The organism is Pedobacter sp. R-06, assembly GCF_049913135.1.
GTDB lineage: Bacteria > Bacteroidota > Bacteroidia > Sphingobacteriales > Sphingobacteriaceae > Pedobacter.
On record NZ_CP183977.1, the window covers coordinates 1,052,309 to 1,071,788 of the forward strand.

Annotated in this window: 14 protein-coding genes; 13 read left to right on the top strand and 1 reads right to left on the bottom strand. The window is 38.6% G+C overall.

The genetic code is table 11. The features are described from left to right. Positions 1-66: 66 nt before the first annotated feature. Positions 67-1,287 carry a metallophosphoesterase gene (locus ACN9MR_RS04500; RefSeq protein WP_426328431.1) on the bottom strand — a complete coding sequence of 407 codons (1,221 nt, stop codon included), beginning with the start codon at positions 1,285-1,287 and terminating at the stop codon, positions 67-69. 215 nt (positions 1,288-1,502) lie between these two features. On the opposite strand from ACN9MR_RS04500, the gene ACN9MR_RS04505 reads away from it, so the two are divergent. The 13 genes from ACN9MR_RS04505 (at position 1,503) to ACN9MR_RS04565 (ending at position 19,410) form a co-directional block, all read left to right on the top strand. Next, on the top strand, positions 1,503-1,949 hold the full coding sequence (locus ACN9MR_RS04505) for an RrF2 family transcriptional regulator (RefSeq protein ID WP_029275042.1): 447 nt from the start codon (positions 1,503-1,505) through the stop codon (positions 1,947-1,949). A gap of 833 nt (positions 1,950-2,782) precedes the next feature. Then, positions 2,783-4,873 carry a HEPN domain-containing protein gene (locus ACN9MR_RS04510; protein WP_426328432.1) on the top strand — a complete coding sequence of 697 codons (2,091 nt, stop codon included), beginning with the start codon at positions 2,783-2,785 and terminating at the stop codon, positions 4,871-4,873. A gap of 104 nt (positions 4,874-4,977) precedes the next feature. Next, positions 4,978-5,748, top strand: coding sequence for a uroporphyrinogen-III C-methyltransferase (gene cobA / locus ACN9MR_RS04515; RefSeq protein WP_426328433.1), 771 nt, complete (start codon positions 4,978-4,980; stop codon positions 5,746-5,748). Then, complete coding sequence (locus ACN9MR_RS04520) at positions 5,732-7,243, top strand: TSUP family transporter (protein WP_057932865.1); 1,512 nt, start codon at positions 5,732-5,734, stop codon at positions 7,241-7,243. The genes cobA (ACN9MR_RS04515) and ACN9MR_RS04520 overlap by 17 nt, the downstream gene beginning before the upstream one ends. 2 nt (positions 7,244-7,245) lie before the next feature. Then, entirely contained in the window at positions 7,246-7,944 is a 699-nt protein-coding gene (locus ACN9MR_RS04525; protein WP_426328434.1) for a phosphoadenylyl-sulfate reductase, read from the top strand. Between the two features lie 185 nt (positions 7,945-8,129). Beyond that, positions 8,130-9,035 carry a sulfate adenylyltransferase subunit CysD gene (gene cysD / locus ACN9MR_RS04530; protein WP_426328435.1) on the top strand — a complete coding sequence of 302 codons (906 nt, stop codon included), beginning with the start codon at positions 8,130-8,132 and terminating at the stop codon, positions 9,033-9,035. Between the two features lie 98 nt (positions 9,036-9,133). Then, complete coding sequence (locus ACN9MR_RS04535) at positions 9,134-10,384, top strand: sulfate adenylyltransferase subunit 1 (RefSeq protein WP_426328436.1); 1,251 nt, start codon at positions 9,134-9,136, stop codon at positions 10,382-10,384. A gap of 385 nt (positions 10,385-10,769) precedes the next feature. Next, positions 10,770-11,780 (top strand): bestrophin family protein, encoded by a 1,011-nt coding sequence (locus ACN9MR_RS04540; RefSeq protein ID WP_426328437.1) that lies wholly within the window; start codon positions 10,770-10,772, stop codon positions 11,778-11,780. A 75-nt stretch (positions 11,781-11,855) separates the two neighbouring features. Next, a complete protein-coding gene (locus ACN9MR_RS04545) occupies positions 11,856-12,326 on the top strand; it encodes a hypothetical protein (RefSeq protein ID WP_426328438.1) in 471 nt (156 codons plus the stop codon). Positions 12,327-12,921: 595 nt separating this feature from the next. Beyond that, positions 12,922-13,716, top strand: coding sequence for a uroporphyrinogen-III C-methyltransferase (cobA, locus tag ACN9MR_RS04550; protein WP_426328439.1), 795 nt, complete (start codon positions 12,922-12,924; stop codon positions 13,714-13,716). 1,040 nt (positions 13,717-14,756) lie between these two features. Next, on the top strand, positions 14,757-16,169 hold the full coding sequence (locus tag ACN9MR_RS04555) for a glycogen synthase (protein WP_426328440.1): 1,413 nt from the start codon (positions 14,757-14,759) through the stop codon (positions 16,167-16,169). Between the two features lie 8 nt (positions 16,170-16,177). Next, the gene (locus ACN9MR_RS04560; protein ID WP_426328441.1) at positions 16,178-17,446 is read left to right on the top strand and encodes a glucose-1-phosphate adenylyltransferase; all 1,269 of its coding nucleotides are present in this window, start codon (positions 16,178-16,180) and stop codon (positions 17,444-17,446) included. Between the two features lie 179 nt (positions 17,447-17,625). After that, positions 17,626-19,410: a glycoside hydrolase family 15 protein gene (locus ACN9MR_RS04565; RefSeq protein WP_426328442.1), complete on the top strand. Its 1,785-nt coding sequence runs from the start codon at positions 17,626-17,628 to the stop codon at positions 19,408-19,410. Positions 19,411-19,480: the final 70 nt, after the last annotated feature.

The window sequence follows — 19,480 nt, forward strand, 5'->3', positions numbered from 1 at the left end:
CGGCTTCGTTGCACTTCGCTCGAAATGACGACCTTTTTAAGGAAATTATTAGTAATGGCGATTTCCTTATTTCTTCTTCAATTCTATCACAGTAATCTCCGGCCAGATCCCAATCCGGCCCGAAAAACCGAGGAAACCGAAGCCTCTGTTTACATTAAGGTATCTTCCATTTTCGGTTTTAATCCCCGCCCAATGTTTATAACGGTATTTTACCGGACTCCACTTAATCCCAAAAGCTTCGATGCCAAACTGCATGCCGTGTGTATGTCCAGCCAATGAAAGTTGGATTTTTGAAGGATAATTTTTTACCTGCGCATCCCAATGCGAAGGATCGTGCGATAACAGGATTTTAAAATCGTCGACATCAGTATTTTGCAGGGCTTTGTTTAAGTCTCCACGTTCTCCAAAACCAATTCCCCAGTTTTCTATTCCTGCCAGTATGATTTTCTCACCATTTTTATGCAATTCAACATGTTCATCCAGTAAAAGCTTGAAACCAAGTTCTTTGTGGTAAGCTTTTAACTGATTCAGGTTCTGTATTTTATCTGCTTCGGTAGGCCATTTAATATAATCACCATAATCATGATTACCCAGAACAGAAAATTGTCCGAAAGGGGCTTTAATCTGCGAAAAATGTCCAATGTAGGGCACAATTTCCGATGAAGCATTATTTACCAGGTCGCCCGTAAAAACAAACAGATCGCTCTTTTGGGCATTAATCATATCGATGCCTTTTTGTACCGCTTTAGGATTGGTAAAACTTCCGGCATGTACATCCGAGATCTGCGTTAGGGTAAAACCGTCAAAACTGGCAGGCAGATCATCAAAATACAAAGTATGTTTAATTACACGGTAAGCATATTTCCCTTGCGTAATGCCATAAGCAAATAAGGCGATGGTTAAACAGAACATTACAAAGGCAAAATCTACCCAGTAATTGCTCCGGCTTAACATGTGGAAACCTTCGGGCTGAAAATTAGTAGCTAAACCTAACAGCAAGCGGTAAACATCACCGAGTAGCAGAAAAAAAGCGAACACGAGCTCTGCGGCAAAGATGATCAAAAAAGCATGACTGATGATCTGGAAAAACCGGTTCATGCCCTGAATCCGCATTTGCTGTATGGCGTATAGCAGAGCAAAAGTTAGCCCAACAATAAACACCCAGAAAATAGGACTAAGCCAGGTAGATTGATTAATGGTACCCAGGCCCGATAAAACATAGGCATTTAGGGCAAAAAATATAATTGCAACGATAATGAGCGGTAATAGATTGAGTTTTCTTTTCATTGTTAAAAATCTGTAAATCAGAATGTGGGGTAAAAATAGAATTTAAACGCTGGTAATTAGCTACTGTTACGGTTACTGGTTATTTTTACGCTGGTTTGATTAAAGCATTATCGTTATAATGCTTTATATTTATAAATATCATAGTATGTTGAATTAAAATCAACTTCCTGTTGCATATTTTATAATTTACTTTCTTTTATTAGCTTTGTGCGAATATGCTGTCCAAAAAAACAAAGTATGCCATAAAAGCGCTTGTTGCGCTTGGTAAAAATTTAGATAAACCACCAATGCAAATTTCGAAAATTGCAGAGGAGGAGCATATCCCGAAAAAATTCTTGGAGCAAATTCTGCTCGATCTGCGTAATGCTGGCTTTTTATACAGTAAAAAAGGTGCAGGCGGCGGTTACAGCCTCAATAAAAAACCTGAAGAGATTTTATTGGTACATGTAATGCGTGTAACGGATGGCCCTATTGCCATGGTTCCCTGTGCAAGTTTGAATTTTTATCACAAATGTGATGAATGTGTAGATGAGAAAACATGCGGAATTAGAAGTGCGTTTATCGATGTTAGAGATGCTACCCTTAAGGTATTAACCGAAACCAGCATTGCTGATGTAATCGGTAGAGAGGATAATCTGAAAATCGGTATCGTTAATTTATAATATTTATTTTCACGTGGCCCAATTCGTCATGCTGAACTTGTTTCAGCATCTATGAAGATATGTCTTACACGTGGCAGATTTTAAAATATTAATCCCAAAGTTCATTTTATTGAGTTTGGGATTTTTTTTGGGGGGAAATGAAAGTTCAGTTTTTCATAGTGGTTTTCAGTCCCGCTTTCCGTTTTATTCCGATAAAGGATCGGAATGTTCACTTCAATCGGGTTTATTTAACAGAGAGAGTGGCACAATCGGGGGACAGACCTCGCAGGTTTTCGAAACCTATGAGGTCTCGCTTCTGCGTTAGGGATTGAAAGGGTTCAGTACCGATTAAGAATCGGTACAGGAGCGAAGCGCAGCCCTGCAAAGCCCGACCTTTGCGCAGCTTAGGTAACGCCCAAATCAGTTGGCAATTTTCGGTTCGCAGTTAGCTGTTTTCATTCTTCGTTTGGCAATTTTTAGTTTTCGGTTGCCAGTTGTCAAGTGGCGGTTTTTAGTCCCGCTGATTAAGTAATTTAACCTTGTAGATTTAGCATCGCTGAGCCCTCGGGTTCTCGGCTGTTACACCCGATAGCTATCGGGTCCGCTCGAAATGATGATCTTGCGTGGTTTTAACAGGATATCGTAAATTTTTTCATAATAAATTACGACTATTCCTATATACTTTATATATTTGGCGTATGAATTTCAATTTTATACCTAACAAATTAATCGCTATGCAAATAATGTGTTGTTGTAAAACGCAGTAATAGGAGCCTACAGATAATTTTAAGTATAAAATATGGAATGCTTCTCGGTAATAGGGAAGCATTTTTTGAATAAAGCTAACAACACATATGCAAAGTTTCAGAACAGAACTCGAAAATCCGATTGTCGAGCAGGACATTATCGATTTGGAGAATAAGATTAAAGCTTTTAGAGATGGAACCATCCACGACGAAAAGTTTAGAAGTCTCCGTTTAGCACGCGGTGTTTACGGTCAAAGACAACCTGGCGTACAAATGGTGCGTATTAAATTGCCTTTTGGTAAGGTAACTTTTAAACAGTTGTTACGTATTGCAGATATTGCTGATGAGTATGGAAGTGGAAATTTACATTTAACCACCCGCCAGGATATTCAGATTCACTATGTGAGTTTAGACCGTACACCAGAGCTATGGGCAAAATTAGAGCAGGATGATATTACGCTTCGCGAGGCTTGTGGAAATACGGTACGTAACGTAACGGCTTCTCCAAATTCTGGAATCGATGCTGAAGAACCTTTTGATGTTTCGCCTTATGCGCAGGCGGTATTTGCTTACTTTTTGCGTAACCCGATCTGTCAGGAAATGGGTAGAAAGATTAAAATTTCATTTTCTTCGAGTGATAGAGATACTGCATTTAGTTACATTCACGATTTAGGTTTTATTCCTAAAATTAACGAAAATGGCGAACGTGGATTTAAAGTTTTGTTTGCAGGTGGTTTAGGTGCACAGCCATTTTTGGCCAATGCGGTACACGAATTTCTGCCCGAAGATCAATTGATTCCGTTTACTGAATCTGTTCTTCGTGTGTTCGACCGTTATGGCGAACGTACCAACCGTAATAAAGCACGTTTAAAATACCTGGTTCAAAAATTAGGTTTAGAAGAAGTTTTACGTTTGGTTGCTGAAGAGCGTATTGCCAACAAAGTAAAAACCTTTAAAATAGATATTAATACTGTACCTCAGCCAACTTTGCCTTTAGCGCAAGAATACCCTGCGGTAGAAATATTAAACGAAGCCCATTACAAACATTGGTTAGCCACTAACGTAATTGAGCAGAAACAAGCCGGATTTTATGGCGTTTATGTAAAAGTTCAGGTAGGCGATATCAAAACAGATAAAGCAAGGGCTTTTGTTGATGCCATCAGGTTATACGTGGCCGATGAAATCAGAATTACCCAAAACCAGGGCTTGCTGTTAAAGTTTGTACGCAAAGAAGCATTACCTTCTTTATATGCTGCTTTAAATAAAATTGGTTTTACTACGGCAGGTTTTGATAGTTTAGCCGATATTACCACCTGTCCCGGTACCGATACCTGTAATTTGGGTATATCCAACTCAATGACCTTGGCCGAAGTTTTAGAAGAGGTCATTTATACTGATTTTCCTGAATTTATCTACGAGAAAAACATCAAAATCAAAATCAGTGGATGTATGAACTCTTGTGGTCAGCATGGTTTGGCAGAGATTGGTTTCCATGGAAGTTCAGTAAAAGCTGAAGGAAAAGTTGTTCCCGCAGTTCAGGTGATGTTGGGCGGCGGTACTGTTGGTAATGGGGTTGGCCGTGTTGCAGAACGTGTAATTAAAGTGCCTTCTAAAAGAGCAACAAGTGTTTTACATTTCATTTTGAATGATTTTAAAGCCAATAACCTGGTGGATGAGAACTTTCACCAATATTATGATAGAAAAGGTAAAGATCATTTTTATCAGTTGTTAAAACCGCTGGCCGATTTAACAAACCTTAAAACAGAAGAATTTGTAGATTGGGGACATGTAGAAGAGTTTGTAACTGCAATTGGTGTAGGCGAGTGTGCCGGCGTAGTGATCGATTTAGTTGCTACTTTATTGTTAGAAGCTGATGAAAAATTTGATTGGGCGAAACAAAACTTAGATAAAGGCGCTTATGCCGATGCCATTTATCATACTTACAGCACTTTTGTAAGCGCTGCGAAATCTTTACTGTTAGATAAAGGTGTAAACAGCAGCACACAGGTAGGTGTGATCCGCGAATTTGATAACCACTATGTAGAAACTGGAGAATTTAATTTATCGACCAATTTTTCAGACCTGGTGTTACAGATCAATAAAAATGAACCAACTGCTGAGTTTGCTCAGAAATATTTCGAAGAAGCAAAACAATTTTTAAATCAGATTAAGGAAAAAAGGGCGGTATTAGCGAAATGATATTTGAGACAATAGGTATGAGATTTGAGCCCTGCAGACGCTAAACGCCATGCGCCAAACAACTCTTCATCCAGTCATTCAAAATTCAATAATTAAAAAGAAACATGGTTAATCAAAATAAAGAATCAAAAATAACCCTTTTAGGTGCTGGCCCTGGAGATCCTGATTTATTGACATTAAAAGGGGTTAAAGCATTACAAACCGCTGATGTGGTTTTGTACGATGCCTTAACCAATGAAGCTTTATTGGAGCATGCTCCGGCAGAAGCCATTAAAGTTTATGTAGGAAAACGTTCAGGTGAGCATTCTTATCCTCAGGATAGCATTAATAAATTAATGATCGATTATGCTTTAAACTACGGTCACGTAGTGCGTTTAAAAGGTGGTGATCCATTTGTTTTTGGCAGAGGTTACGAAGAATTGGATTATGCCGCATCATACAGCATTCCGGTAAGTGTTATCCCTGGCATTTCGAGTTCTATTGGTGTACCAGGATTGCAACAGATTCCGGTTACACACCGTGGTATGAGCGAAAGCTTTTGGGTAATTACCGGAACAACCACTTCTGGAGAAGTTTCGGCAGATATTTACCAGGCAGCACATTCTAATGCGACTGTTGTGGTACTTATGGGACTTAAAAAATTACCTAAAATTGTGGAGATTTTTAAAGCTGCAGGTAAACACCATTTACCAACCGCAGTGGTTCAGAACGGATCGGCAGAAGATGAAAGATTGGTTGTTGGCGTGGTTGAAACCATAGAAGGTTTAGTGCAACAAGAAAATATTAAAGCGCCTGCTTTATTAATTTTTGGAGAAGTTGTATCATTACATCCATCATTTAAGAAATTAATTAAACAATATGCAAGTATTGCCTAACCAACCTGATAATGCAGCATCTTTTTCGGAAGAAGAAAAAGGTAACCAGCTCTTTCCAGTTTTTGTAAAGCTGAACAAGCTGCGTACATTATTAATTGGGGCAGGAAATATTGGGCTCGAGAAATTAACGGCGATCGTAAATAATAGCCATAGTGCTACCATTACAATTGTTGCAGAGCTGGTATCACCAGAAGTTTATGCGCTTATCGCAAATTATCCGCTGATAAAAGTTAAGCAGAAAAGTTTCGATGTAGATGATCTGAATGACATTGATATCGTTTTCGCAGCTACAAATAACAATATTTTAAATGAAGAGATCAGAAAGGTAACGCATGAGCGTGGCCTGTTGATCAATGTGGCTGATAAGCCTGAACTTTGCGATTTCTATTTGGGATCGATTGTGCAAAAGGGCGATTTAAAGATTGCTATTTCTACAAACGGTAAATCGCCAACCATAGCCAAACGTTTAAAGCAGATTTTAAATGAAGGTTTACCTGCGGAACTAGATGAAACTTTGCAGAATATGAGCGCTTTGCGCCAAACTTTAAATGGCGATTTTTCTGCAAAGGTTAAAAAACTCAATAAGGTTACCCAAAGTTTAATTAACCCTAAAAAAAGTTTTGCCGAACGGAACATTAAATGGTTAATCTGGGCCGCCTCTGTTTTACTAATTGGTGCTATCGGGTTTTCTTTGTGGAATACCGAGCCAGAATTTCAGACTTTCCTGATCAATATTGATCCCTTATTCTATTGGTTTTTAGGTGCCGGGTTTTTATTCGCATTGATTGATGGTGCAATTGGCATGTCGTATGGTGTTACTACTGCATCATTCTCATTAGCGATGGGCTTACCTCCAGCATCGGCAAGTATGGCCATTCACATTTCTGAGGTAATGAGCAATGGAATTGCAGGTTGGATGCATTACCGTATGGGTAACGTAAACTGGAAATTATTCAAAATTTTAATCCTTCCTGCTATAATCGGTGCAGTTTTAGGTGCCTATATCCTTTCTTCATTAGAACATTATAGTGCTTATGTGAAACCTATTGTAGCGGTTTACACCTTGTTTTTAGGTGGAATCATTTTAATGAAAGCTTTCAATGTGAAAAGAAAAAAAGCCGATCAAAAAATTAAAAAAATTGGTTTATTGGGCTTTGTTGGTGGTTTTATCGATGCTGCTTTTGGTGGTGGCTGGGGTTCAATTGTATTATCGAGCTTAATTGCAGGTGGCCGTCACCCATTATTTTCTTTAGGTACCGTAAAAATCAGCCGCTTTTTTATCGCCACCCTAAGTTCGCTTACATTTTTCACCATGTTAGGTGGCAAACATTGGGAAGCTGTTGTAGGTTTAATTATCGGTAGTGCAATCGCATCACCAATAGCTGCAAAAGTATCGAACAAAATTTCTGCAAAAACCATTATGGTTGCCGTGGGGATTATTGTAATGATTGTAAGCTTACGCAGTGTAATTATGTTTATTTTAAAATTAATATAGTGATGGAGAACCTAGAGGAGATAAAAGTAGCACTGGCAGGTTTAAGTACAATTGATAAACTGAAATTTTTAGCAGATAAATATGCCGACCGTATTATATTTTCGACCAGTTTTGGTTGGGAAGATCAGGCGATTACGCATTTAATTTTTTCAAATAATATTCCAATCAAGGTTTTTACTTTAGAAACCGGACGTTTGTTCCCCGAAACCTATTACGTTTGGAACCGCACCCTGGAAATTTATAACAAACCCATTCATGCCTATTACCCGCAAAATGAGCTGCTGCAGGATATGGTGAATACAAAAGGCCCGAGCAGCTTTTACGAATCGGTAGAGAATAGGAAAGAGTGCTGTTACATCCGTAAAATCGAACCTTTAAAAAGAGCATTAAAAGGTAATGAAATCTGGATAACAGGAATCAGGGCCGATCAAAGTGCCAACCGTGAAGATATGCACGATTTAGAGTGGGACGAAGGTAACCAATTGGTTAAATTCCATCCCATATTCGATTGGACTTTAGCGGATGTGAAAACCTACATTAAAGAAAACAACATCGTTTACAATACTTTGCATGATAAAGGTTTCCCGAGCATAGGATGCGCCCCGTGTACCAGGGCAGTACAACCAGGTGAAGATTTTAGGGCCGGTAGGTGGTGGTGGGAAGACCAGAGTAAAAAGGAATGTGGTTTGCACGCTACTTAAGGTATAAGGCGGAGGGCTTAAAGGTGGAAGGTTTATATCCTTACTCGACGAAACGTTGGAATATCTCAATGTTCAAACCTTCCAACATTTTTGACAAACAACAACACAACAACAAATATAACAAGTTGAATAATTGAGCGATTTAACATTCAATCATTCAGCATTTAAACATTCCAACAATTGAAATGAGTACATATAACTTTGATTATTTAGATGAACTGGAGGCCGAGGCCATTCACATTTTACGTGAAGTAGCAGGTCAGTTTGAAAAACCAGCCTTATTATTTTCGGGTGGAAAAGATTCAATTACTTTAGTTCGTTTGGCAGAAAAAGCTTTCCGTCCGGGGAAATTTCCTTTTCCTTTAGTACATATTGATACAGGCCATAATTTTGAGGAAACCATCACTTACCGCGACCAGATGGTAGAGCGGATTGGCGAGAAATTAATCATTGGATCTGTGCAAGAATCAATAGATCAGGGTAAAGTTGTAGAGCAAACCGGTAAAAATGCCAGTAGAAATGCTTTGCAAACCGTAACCTTACTCGATACCATTGCAAAATACCAGTTCGATGCCTGCATCGGTGGTGCACGTAGGGATGAAGAAAAAGCAAGGGCAAAAGAACGTATTTTTTCTGTTCGTGATGAATTTGGCCAATGGGATCCAAAACGCCAACGTCCTGAACTTTGGAATATTTACAACGGTAAAATCCATAAAGGAGAAAATATCCGCGTATTCCCGATCAGTAACTGGACAGAATTAGATGTTTGGAATTATATCCGCAGAGAGAAAATAGATCTTCCAAGTATTTATTTCTCGCACGAACGCGATTGTATTACCAGAAATGGACAGCTAATGGCAGCTTCCCCATTTTTAAACATGGATAGTGAGGATATTGTAGAACGCAAACAGGTTCGTTTCCGTACAGTGGGCGATATGTCCTGTACTGCTGCGGTAGAATCGGATGCCACTTTGATTGATGATATTATTGCTGAAATCAGCGCTTCTAAAATTTCAGAGCGTGGTGCCCGTATGGATGATAAAGTTTCTGAAGCCGCAATGGAAGACAGAAAAAAAGGAGGATATTTTTAAAGGAGTATCAAGATTAAAAGTATCGAGTAGCAAGATTAATAACCGTCTTGATACTTGATACCAATTACTTAATACTAATGTCTTAATACTACAATAAAATGAACATATTAAAATTTTTCACAGCAGGCAGTGTAGATGATGGTAAAAGTACCTTAATCGGCCGTTTGTTATACGATACAGATTCTATTTTAGCTGATCAATTAGAAGCTTTGCAAAGCTCTAACCGCAAAAATGATGACGGAACAATAGATTTAGCCATTTTAACCGATGGTTTAAGGGCAGAGCGCGAGCAAGGCATTACCATTGATGTAGCTTACAAATACTTTCAAACCGAAAAACGTAAATTTATTATTGCCGATACACCTGGCCACATTCAATATACAAGGAATATGGTTACAGGTGCCTCTACTGCTAACCTGGCTATTATTTTGATCGATGCCCGTAATGGCGTGGTAGAACAGACCATCCGCCACTCTTATATCGTTTCCTTATTGGGCATAAAACATGTAGTGGTTTGTATCAACAAAATGGATATGGTTGACTATAGCGAAACCGTTTATAGCGCAATTATAGAAAAATATAAAGTTTTGGCTCAGCAATTAAAGCTTGCCGATGTAACCTATATTCCGGTTAGTGCCTTAAAGGGCGATAACATTGTGCAAAATTCAGGTAACATGGATTGGTACGAAGGAGAGAGTTTGTTACATTTCTTAGAGAAGGTTGATACCGACAATTTAGATAAATCGCAATTGGCCCGTATGCCTGTGCAGTGGGTGATACGTCCACAAACAGAAGAATTGCACGACTATCGCGGTTATGCTGGTAGGGTACTAAGCGGCACCTTTAATTTAAATGATAAAGTTACCATATTGCCTAGTGGTGCGAGTTCTACAGTGGAGAAGATTGAATTTTTTGATCAGACACCAGATGCAGCACACGCTGGCCAGTCCGTTATTATTCACTTAAAAGATGATGTAGATATTAGCCGTGGCGATACCATTGTAAATGCTTCGGCATTACCGCAAGAATCGAAGCTGATCGAAGCAGACCTTTGCTGGATGGATGGCCGTGCATTAGATACTTCTATCATGTACAATATTCAGCACAACAGTAAAATCACCCGTTGTAAAATCAGTGAGATTTTGCATAAAGTTGATATTAATACACTTGAAAAACATGCTGCTGAGGAATTTAAATTGAACGATATCGGTCGTGTGATTATTAAAACCGCGGATGCTTTGGCATTCGATTTATATGATGATAACCGGGCAAACGGTTCAGCAATTTTGGTCGATACACGTACAAATTTAACCGTTGGCGCCTTAATGTTCAGGGCAGCAGTAGAATAAAATGTAAAATGGATAATGGAGGATGGAATTGATCAATGACCAATAGCGAAAGCTTCAAGGAATATAGATAAAATCTTAATCTTCTTAATTCCTTAATGGTGGAAAAATGGATGATGAAATTGTGAAACGATGAGATCTTTATTTCAGCTTATTGATTCGGAAATCATACAATCCTGAAAATCTTACAGTAGAGAACCACAACCAAATATAATAATGAAGACTTTAGGTTTTTAATCTAAAGTGAAAGCAATTTCAGCGGGGCGCCAGATAGGAGAGCCCCGTTTTTCGTTTGACTATTTTTTTAAACATTTTAAAGTTAGGCGCTTTAAATTTTTTATATCTTAGTTTAAATCCCTCAGATAATTTTCCGAATAAACCAAAAACTATGCACGCTGGAAAGAAATATACATTTTTCGAATTTATTGTATGGACCCGACGGGATATTTACCGTTTAACCATTCTCGCCATTATCCCTACTGTACTTTATCATTTTTGTAAGTTCACCTTTCTCTCCATTTCCTGGGTTCCGGTAGCACTTTTAGGTACCGCTGTTTCCTTTATTATTAGTTTTAAAAACAATGCCAGTTATTCGCGTCTTTGGGAAGCCAGACAGATTTACGGCGGAATTATAAATGCAAGCCGTGCTTTCGGTGTGATGGTACGCGATCACTTAGCATCAGAAGATAAAAAAGCAGATGTTCAAATCATTTTTTACCGCCATTTTGCCTGGTTAACCGCCCTTCGGTTTCAGTTAAGAGAGCCAAGGGCATGGGAAAACGCGAACGACCCTCGTAATATTGAATACGCCAGGCTGTACCATGTTTCCGAAAAAACTGATAAGTTAGAAGATACCTTATCGAAATATCTCTCAGCAGATGAATTGAAATATATTTTAAGCAAAAAGAATAAGGCCACCCAATTAATGGCTTTGCAATCGAGCCACATTAATAAATTAGCAACCGCCGGAAACTTATCCGATTTACAATTACAATCGTTGCAAAATTCTATTACCAGTTTTTACGATAATCAGGGTAAAGCCGAAAGAATTAAAAACTTTCCATATCCACGTCATTTTTCATCAATAGCCACTATTATGTTAAACCTGTTTGTGTTTTTGGTGCCCTATGGCTTATTAAACGAATTTAACAAATTAGGCAATGGTACTTTGATTGAGGGTTATTCCATTTGGTTAAATGTTCCATTTGCAATTTTACTCACCTGGGTTTTTAACTCTTTGGATATTGTTGGCGAGAGTTCTACAAATCCTTTTGAGGGAAGTGCCAATGATGTACCAATTACCAATATCTCGCGGACAATAGAAATCGACATGAGGGATATGCTTGATGAAACTGATCTGCCTCCTGTACTAACACCAGAAAATAGTATACTGATGTAAATTTCCCTTATGGAAATGATGGAAAATAGTCATCGTATTTGTATATTGATTAGAAGACAATAAATCACAGTTACCATGAAAAGAAATATCCTTTACCTTGCCTTGGCTGCAATCCTATTTGCTTATGCCTGTACCCAAAATAATAAAACAACTACTGGCGCTAAAACTAAAACCGATTCTTTGGTTAGTGAGAACTGTTATGCAGCAGGTTTTGAAAAAGACAGTGCAGCCATGAATGTGAAAATATTGGCCTCGGGTAAAGTTACGGGTTCATTATTGGTTACTTATGCCGAGAAACCCCATAATAATGGTACCATAAACGGAAAATTTAACGGCGATACCTTATTGGTAGATTACCGCTTTAAAACTGGCGAGGACACCGTAAAAGTTTATACCAACCCATTGGCATTTTTAAAGAAAGATGGAAAACTGATTATGGGAGTAGGACAAATAGAAACCACACTTGGTAGATCTTATTTTGTTAAAGGTAAACCTATTAATTTCGAGGCTGGGAAGTTTGTTTTTCAAGGGGTGGATTGTAAGTAAAACTTGATTTTGAGATAAAATGAAATCTTTAAGCTTAAAAATTTTCGTCAGCATAGTGGTTATTTTGATTTTCATTAAAATAATCTATTCCTTCAATATTGATTATAAACGGGGACTACACTTTGACCATACTATAGGAAATATTATAATAACGATTTTGGCCATATTGGTTTTTATAGCCTTGTTTAAATGGTTTAAAAAGTAAGAATTATTTGCACCCCCATTACTGGTCTTAGCGTCTAGCTAAGACCATGTTCGCTTTTGCAGTGGAGGCATAGAAAGTACAGAATTCCCAATCAGTTGGTCATCCTGTTCAAAGGACTCCTGTGGAGAGCGGAGTCGAAGGATCTTTTATAGGTCTCTTTTCACCGTAAAGATTCTTCACTGCGTTCAGAATGACAATCGATTCCATGTTGGTGATTCAAAAACGCGTACATTCCCTATAGGATAAGTCTTTCATTAACACCCAAAATTCCCTAAATCAACACCCACTAAAAAGCTAAGTAAAATTATTTTAAAATAAATTACTACAATTCCCATAGACTTTATATATTTGTATTATTAACAAACGTATAACGAGCTTAAATTATCTGTTATGATTTTGAATAAAGTAGAAAAAGCAAACATTGAACCAAGAATTACTTTAATAGGTGCAGGTCCTGGCGATCCGGATTTATTTAGTTTAAAAGGTGTTAAAGCATTAAAAACAGCTGATGTTGTTTTATATGATGCAAATGTGAACGAAGCTTTATTATGTCATGCACCAGATGGTATTCCGAAAGTTTACGTGGGTAAACGTTCAGATGATGAATCGTTTTCTCAGAATGCGGTAAACAAATTGATTGTTGATTATGCTTTAAACTACGGTCACGTGGTACGTTTAAAAAGTGGCGATCCGTTTTTCTTTGCAAAAGGATACGAAGAAATAGATGCTGCAGAATCGTACAGTATTCCTACCGAGATTATCCCAGGTATATCTAGTGCAACGGGCGCGCCAAGTTTACAAAAGATCCCGATGATTTATAAAGATTTGAGTGAAAGTTTTTGGGCAGTAACCGGGACAAACTCAAAGGGCGAAATTTCTGAAGATTTATATATCGCAGCAAAAACCAAAGCAACTATAGTTGTATTAAACGGAATTGAAAAAGTAAAAGAAATTGCTGCCATATTTCAGGGGGAAAATAAAAACCTTTTGCCAGTAGCTGTAATTCAAAATGGTTCTACACCAGAAGAAAAAATTGCAGTGGGTATTGTTGATACCATTGCTGAAATTGTTAAAGATAAAAGAATAACTGCCCCGGCTCTATTGGTTTTTGGAGATGTGGTATCATTACACCCACAGTTTCAGCCAATCCGCGATTTTTACGAAATTATCGCTGAAGAGTACTAAGATATTTTTAAACCAAAAATATATTTGTTTTGTTGTTAAAAACCGCTTATGGATTTAAGCGGTTTTTTGCGTTTGGTAGAAGCAGTCCCTTGTTTTTAAACCTGATTGCAGTGGTAAGCCCGGAGCGTAGTGAGGACTTAGCGGAAAGCAGGTCTGCAGCCTGCCACAAAGCACTGAATATTCACTTTCTCATAAAAACGCTGCTCATATCTGCGAAATCAGCGGGGAACCATAGGCGGCATGCTCCCGCAGATTTAAGATGATTACCGCTGATGGATTTGAACCAACTTTGTTTTTAAGCCTGATCCGATAGCTATCGGATGCAGCGGTAAGCCCGGAACGAAGTGAGGACTTATAGCGGAAAGAAGGACTGTCGCCCGCCACAAAACACTGAATATTCACTTTCTCATAAAAACGCTACTCATATCTGCGAAATCAGCGGGGAACCATAGGCGGCATGCTCCCGCAGATTTAAGATGATTACCGCTGATGGATTTGAACCAACTTTGTTTTTAAGCCTGATCCGATAGCTATCGGATGCAGCGGTAAGCCCGGAACGAAGTGAGGACTTATAGCGGAAAGAAGGACAGTCGCCCGCCACAAAACACTGATATTCACTTTCTCATAAAAACGCTACTCATATCTGCGAAATCAGCGGGGAACCATAGGCAGCATGCTCCCGCAGATTAAGATGATTACCGCTGATGGATTTGAACCAACTTTGTTTTTAAGCCTGATCCGATAGCTATCGGATGCAGCGGTAAGCCCGGAGCGCAGTGAGGACTTATAGCGGAAAGCAGGACTGTAGCTCGCCACAAAGAACTGAACATTCACTTTCTCATAAAAATTTCTGCGTGTATCTATGAATCAGCGGGAAACCATTGGCAGTATTCTCCCGCAGATTTAAGCTGATCATCGCTGATAAAAATTAAACCAATGTGATTTAAGGGGCTAAACAATTAACTAAAAATATAATTTTCATTATTTGCAAAACTCAAAACAATTAGTAACTTACTTAGGTTATCTACACCAAATATTTGATGGAAATTATACATATAAGCGCCGAGTGTTACCCAGTTGCAAAGGTTGGTGGTTTAGCCGATGTAGTAGGGGCCTTACCAAAATATCAAAATAAATTAGGCCACATTGCCAAGGTGGTTGTTCCTGCGTACGATACTAAGTTTATCCGCGAAAGCGAATTTGAAGTAACTTACGATGCATGGGCAAACTATGGTAATCACCACTTTCAGTATCGCATTTTAAAAGAAAAAACCAATAAATTAGGCTTTGATTTATATGTGATCCATATTCAGGGCTTAACCGATCGTCCAAATGTATATGGTTATAGCGATGATACAGAAAGATTTGTGGCTTTCCAGATTGCTACACTTGATTGGATTGTACAATGGGAGCATCGTCCGGATGTACTTCATTGCCACGATCACCATACGGGTTTAATTCCGTTTATGGTTTCAAATTGCATAAAATATAAACCAATTAGCGGTGTCCCGACTGTTTTAACCATTCATAATGCGCAATACCAAGGTCAGTTTGGGTGGGATAAATTATACTATATACCAGCGTTCGATTTGTGGAAAGGTGGTTTACTAGGCTGGGAAGATGCCATTAACCCTTTAGCATCGGCCATTAAATGTGCCTGGAAAGTAACTACGGTTTCGCCAAGTTACCTGGACGAGATGATGAACAATGCGCGAGGATTAGAGAGTTTGTTAAGACAAGAGCGCTGGAAATCAATAGGGATATTAAATGGAATCGATAGCGAGGTTTGGAATCCTGAAACGGACCCAATGCTGAGCAAAGGTTACAATTTAAAAACAGTTGAAGCAGGTAAACTGGCAAACAAAACAGCACTTTGTGATGTTTTTCAATTAGATCCATCTAAACCCCTGTTTACTTTTATCGGTAGATTGGTTGATGAAAAAGGTGCCGATTTATTGCCCGATATTTTTTACACGGCTTTACAACAGCATGGCGATAATATCAATATCCTCGTTTTAGGATCAGGCGATAACTGGGTGGAAGGCCGGTTAAATCAACTGAAAGACATTTTTACCGGTAAATACAATGCCTATATTGGTTATAATGAGCAGGTTTCGCACGAAATGTATGCTGGTGCAGATTTTCTGATCATGCCATCGAGAGTGGAGCCCTGTGGTTTAAATCAGCTTTATGCGTTAAGGTATGGAACTGTTCCCATTGTACGCCGGATTGGTGGATTGAAGGATACTGTAATAGATATAGGCGACGGAGGTTTTGGCATTTGCCATGATCAAACGAGTATCTGGGATGTTACTCATGCCATTAACCGTGCTGTTGAGCTATATAACGACAAGAAGGCTTTTAAGGCAGTGAGAAAAACAATGATGAAGATAGACCATTCGTGGGATAACGCAGCATTAAATTATATAGAATTATACCAAATATTAAAATAAGCTTAAACATGACTGACAAAGTTTTAGGCGTTATCCTTGGCGGTGGCCAGGGCTCTAGATTATCGCCACTAACACAAACACGTTCTAAACCGGCAGTTCCAATTGCTGGTAAATACCGATTGGTAGATATTCCGATTTCGAATTGCTTAAATTCTGGTATACATCGAATGTTTGTGTTAACCCAGTTTAATTCAGCATCCCTAAACAAACACATTAAAAACACGTATCACTTTAGCCACTTTAGCACGGCCTTTGTTGATATTTTGGCGGCTGAACAAACTGTACAAAACTCAGGTTGGTTTCAAGGTACGGCAGATGCCGTTCGTCAGTGTATGCATCACATTGTTTCGCACGAGTTCGATTATATTTTAATCTTATCTGGAGATCAATTGTACCAGATGGACTTTAAAGATATGATCGAAAAACATATCGAAGCCAATGCAGAAATTACCATTGCTACTATTCCGGTAACGGCAAAAGATGCTACAGATTTTGGTATTTTAAAGGCCGATGAGGAAAACATGATCACTTCTTTTATCGAAAAGCCTAAAACGGGTTTAGAAGAATGGGTTTCGGATACTGGTGCAGAAATGCAGAGCGAAGGGCGTAATTTCTTAGCTTCGATGGGTATTTACGTTTTCAATCGCGAGTACCTGATCAATATCTTAAATGAGAACGAGGAAGAAAAGGATTTTGGCAAAGAGATTTTGCCTAGAGCAATTTCTCAGAGCAGGGTTTTAAGCTTTCAGTACGAGGGCTATTGGACTGATATTGGAAATATTTCATCTTTTTTTGAAGCTAATCTGGGCTTAACGGATGAAATTCCTAAATTTAATATGTTCGATAGCAACCATGCCATTTTCACTAGGGCGCGGATGTTGCCTCCTTCAAAAATTTCGGGTACCACTTTAGATAAAACGATTATTGCTGAAGGCTGTATTATTCAAGCGAGCAAAGTAGAGCATGCTGTTTTAGGGATCAGATCAAGGATTGGAAAAGATACGGTTATTACCAATGCTTACATTATGGGAAGCGATAGGTACCAAACATTGGAAGAGATACAGGAGGAAACGGGTAAAGGAAATTCGTTAATAGGTATTGGCGACCGTTGTTTTATTAATAATGCCATCATAGATAAAAACTGTCGCATTGGCAATGATGTGAAAATTAATGGCGGCGATCATTTGGAAGATGGAGACTTTGAACTTTATGCCGTTAAAGATGGTATCGTGGTAATTAAAAAAGGGGCTGTTGTACCTAGTGGAACAGTCATTTAAGATAATTATTATTCATTAACTAGACCAGTCGCGATTTTTCGGGGCTGGCTTTTTTATTTACAAACAGACCTTATAGGTTTTTAAAACCTATAAGGTCTTAAGTCCAATATGGTCTTTTTGACATTTCTCCCTAACATTTTTCCGATCGGCTTGTTAGTAAATAAACAAAATTATAGTCTATGGCCGAACAGCACCTTTATCAAACAGGAATTATAGGAAATTGCGCTTTCATTGCACACGTAAATAAAAATACTGATATATCATGGCTCTGCTGGCCACGTTTCGATAGCCCTTTTGTATTTGGGAGTTTATTGGACGAGAAGAAAGGAGGAGAGTTTTCGATTTTACCAAAAGGTGAATTCACCTCCAATCAATATTATATTGAAAATACCAATGTTTTAAGAACAGAGATCACTGCAGAAGACGGGAAATACCGGATTACGGATTTTGCTCCACGTTTCCATTTGTACGATCGCTATTTTAAACCGCTAATGTTCATCAGAAAGATCGAACCTTTGGAAGGGAACCCACGTATTACCATCAAATGCGAGCCGGTTTGCGATTATGGGAAGGGTAAAATGAAATCAAGCAGGGGTAGTAATCACATTGATTACCTGGGCTGCGATGAAAATATCCGCTTAAGTACCAATGTATCGCTTACCTATATTTTTGACGAGAAAGCATTTGTACTAAATGAGGCTAAATATCTGGTCATGACTTATGGTCAAAATCTTGAGGCTCCGGTAGTAAGTACAGCTGAAAATTTTTTAAGGGAAACGATTGCCTACTGGCGATTATGGATCAAACATTCATCTATTGCTGGTTTTTACCAGCCTTTTGTAATCCGATCTGCCTTGGTGCTGAAAATCCATCAATATGAAGATACGGGTGCAATAATTGCAGCCAGCACTACTAGTTTACCGGAATCGCCCGGCAGTACCCGAAACTGGGATTATAGGTATTGTTGGTTAAGAGATTCGCACTATGTATTAACCTCACTTAACCATATCGGCCATTTTGAAGAAATGGAGAAGTATTTTAATTACCTCTCTGATATTTCGCATGCTGAAGATACACGTTACCAACCTTTGTATGGTATTGCAGGAGAAAGGGAAATTACTGAGCGTACGTTAAGTCATTTGGAAGGCTATAAAGGAGAGCAACCCATTAGGATTGGAAACCAGGCCTACGAACATATTCAGAATGATATTTATGGTCAGGTTTTAATTTCAATGTTACCACTTTATACGGACCACCGTTTTGTTTTTTCCGAACGTAGCGATTCGGTAAGGTGGATTGAAAGTGTGCTTTCTAAAATTGAACGGACAATTGATGAAAAGGATGCTGGAATTTGGGAATTCAGGAATATCGCCAATGTACATTGTTATAGTAACCTGTTTCAATGGGCAGGAGCACAGGCTGCTTTAAAAATGGCTAAAACTATAGGTAACGAGGATTTCGAGAAGCGTGCGCAAATTTTAATTGATAAGGCTGCAGCACACATAGAAGCCTGCTACGATCCGGAAAGAAAAGTGTATACCAACGCTGTTGGAAGTTCGCATTTAGATGCCAGCACTTTACAGTTGATCATGATGAATTATTTGGATCCGGCTTCTGATCGGGCGAAAGATCATTTAATCGCTTTAGAAAAGGAGTTGAAAACGGAAGATGGACTATTTTACCGTTACTTACATGCTGATGATTTCGGTAAACCAAAAACAACATTTTTAATCTGTGCCTTTTGGTATGTGGAAGCTTTGGCCTGTGTTGGCCGGACCGATGAAGCAATTAAAGAATTCGAAAATATTATTAAATATTGTAATCATCTTCTTTTGTTCAGTGAGGATGTTGATGCTAAAACGGGTAGCCAATGGGGCAATTTCCCTCAGGCGTATAGTCACGTGGGTTTAATGAATGCGGCTTATCGCATTGCAATTAAACTGGATAGGCCGATATTTTTGTAAGGATAGGGTGGATTACAAATCCATAATTCAAGAGTCGGGATTGCAGATCCCGACTAACTAAACGTAAAAA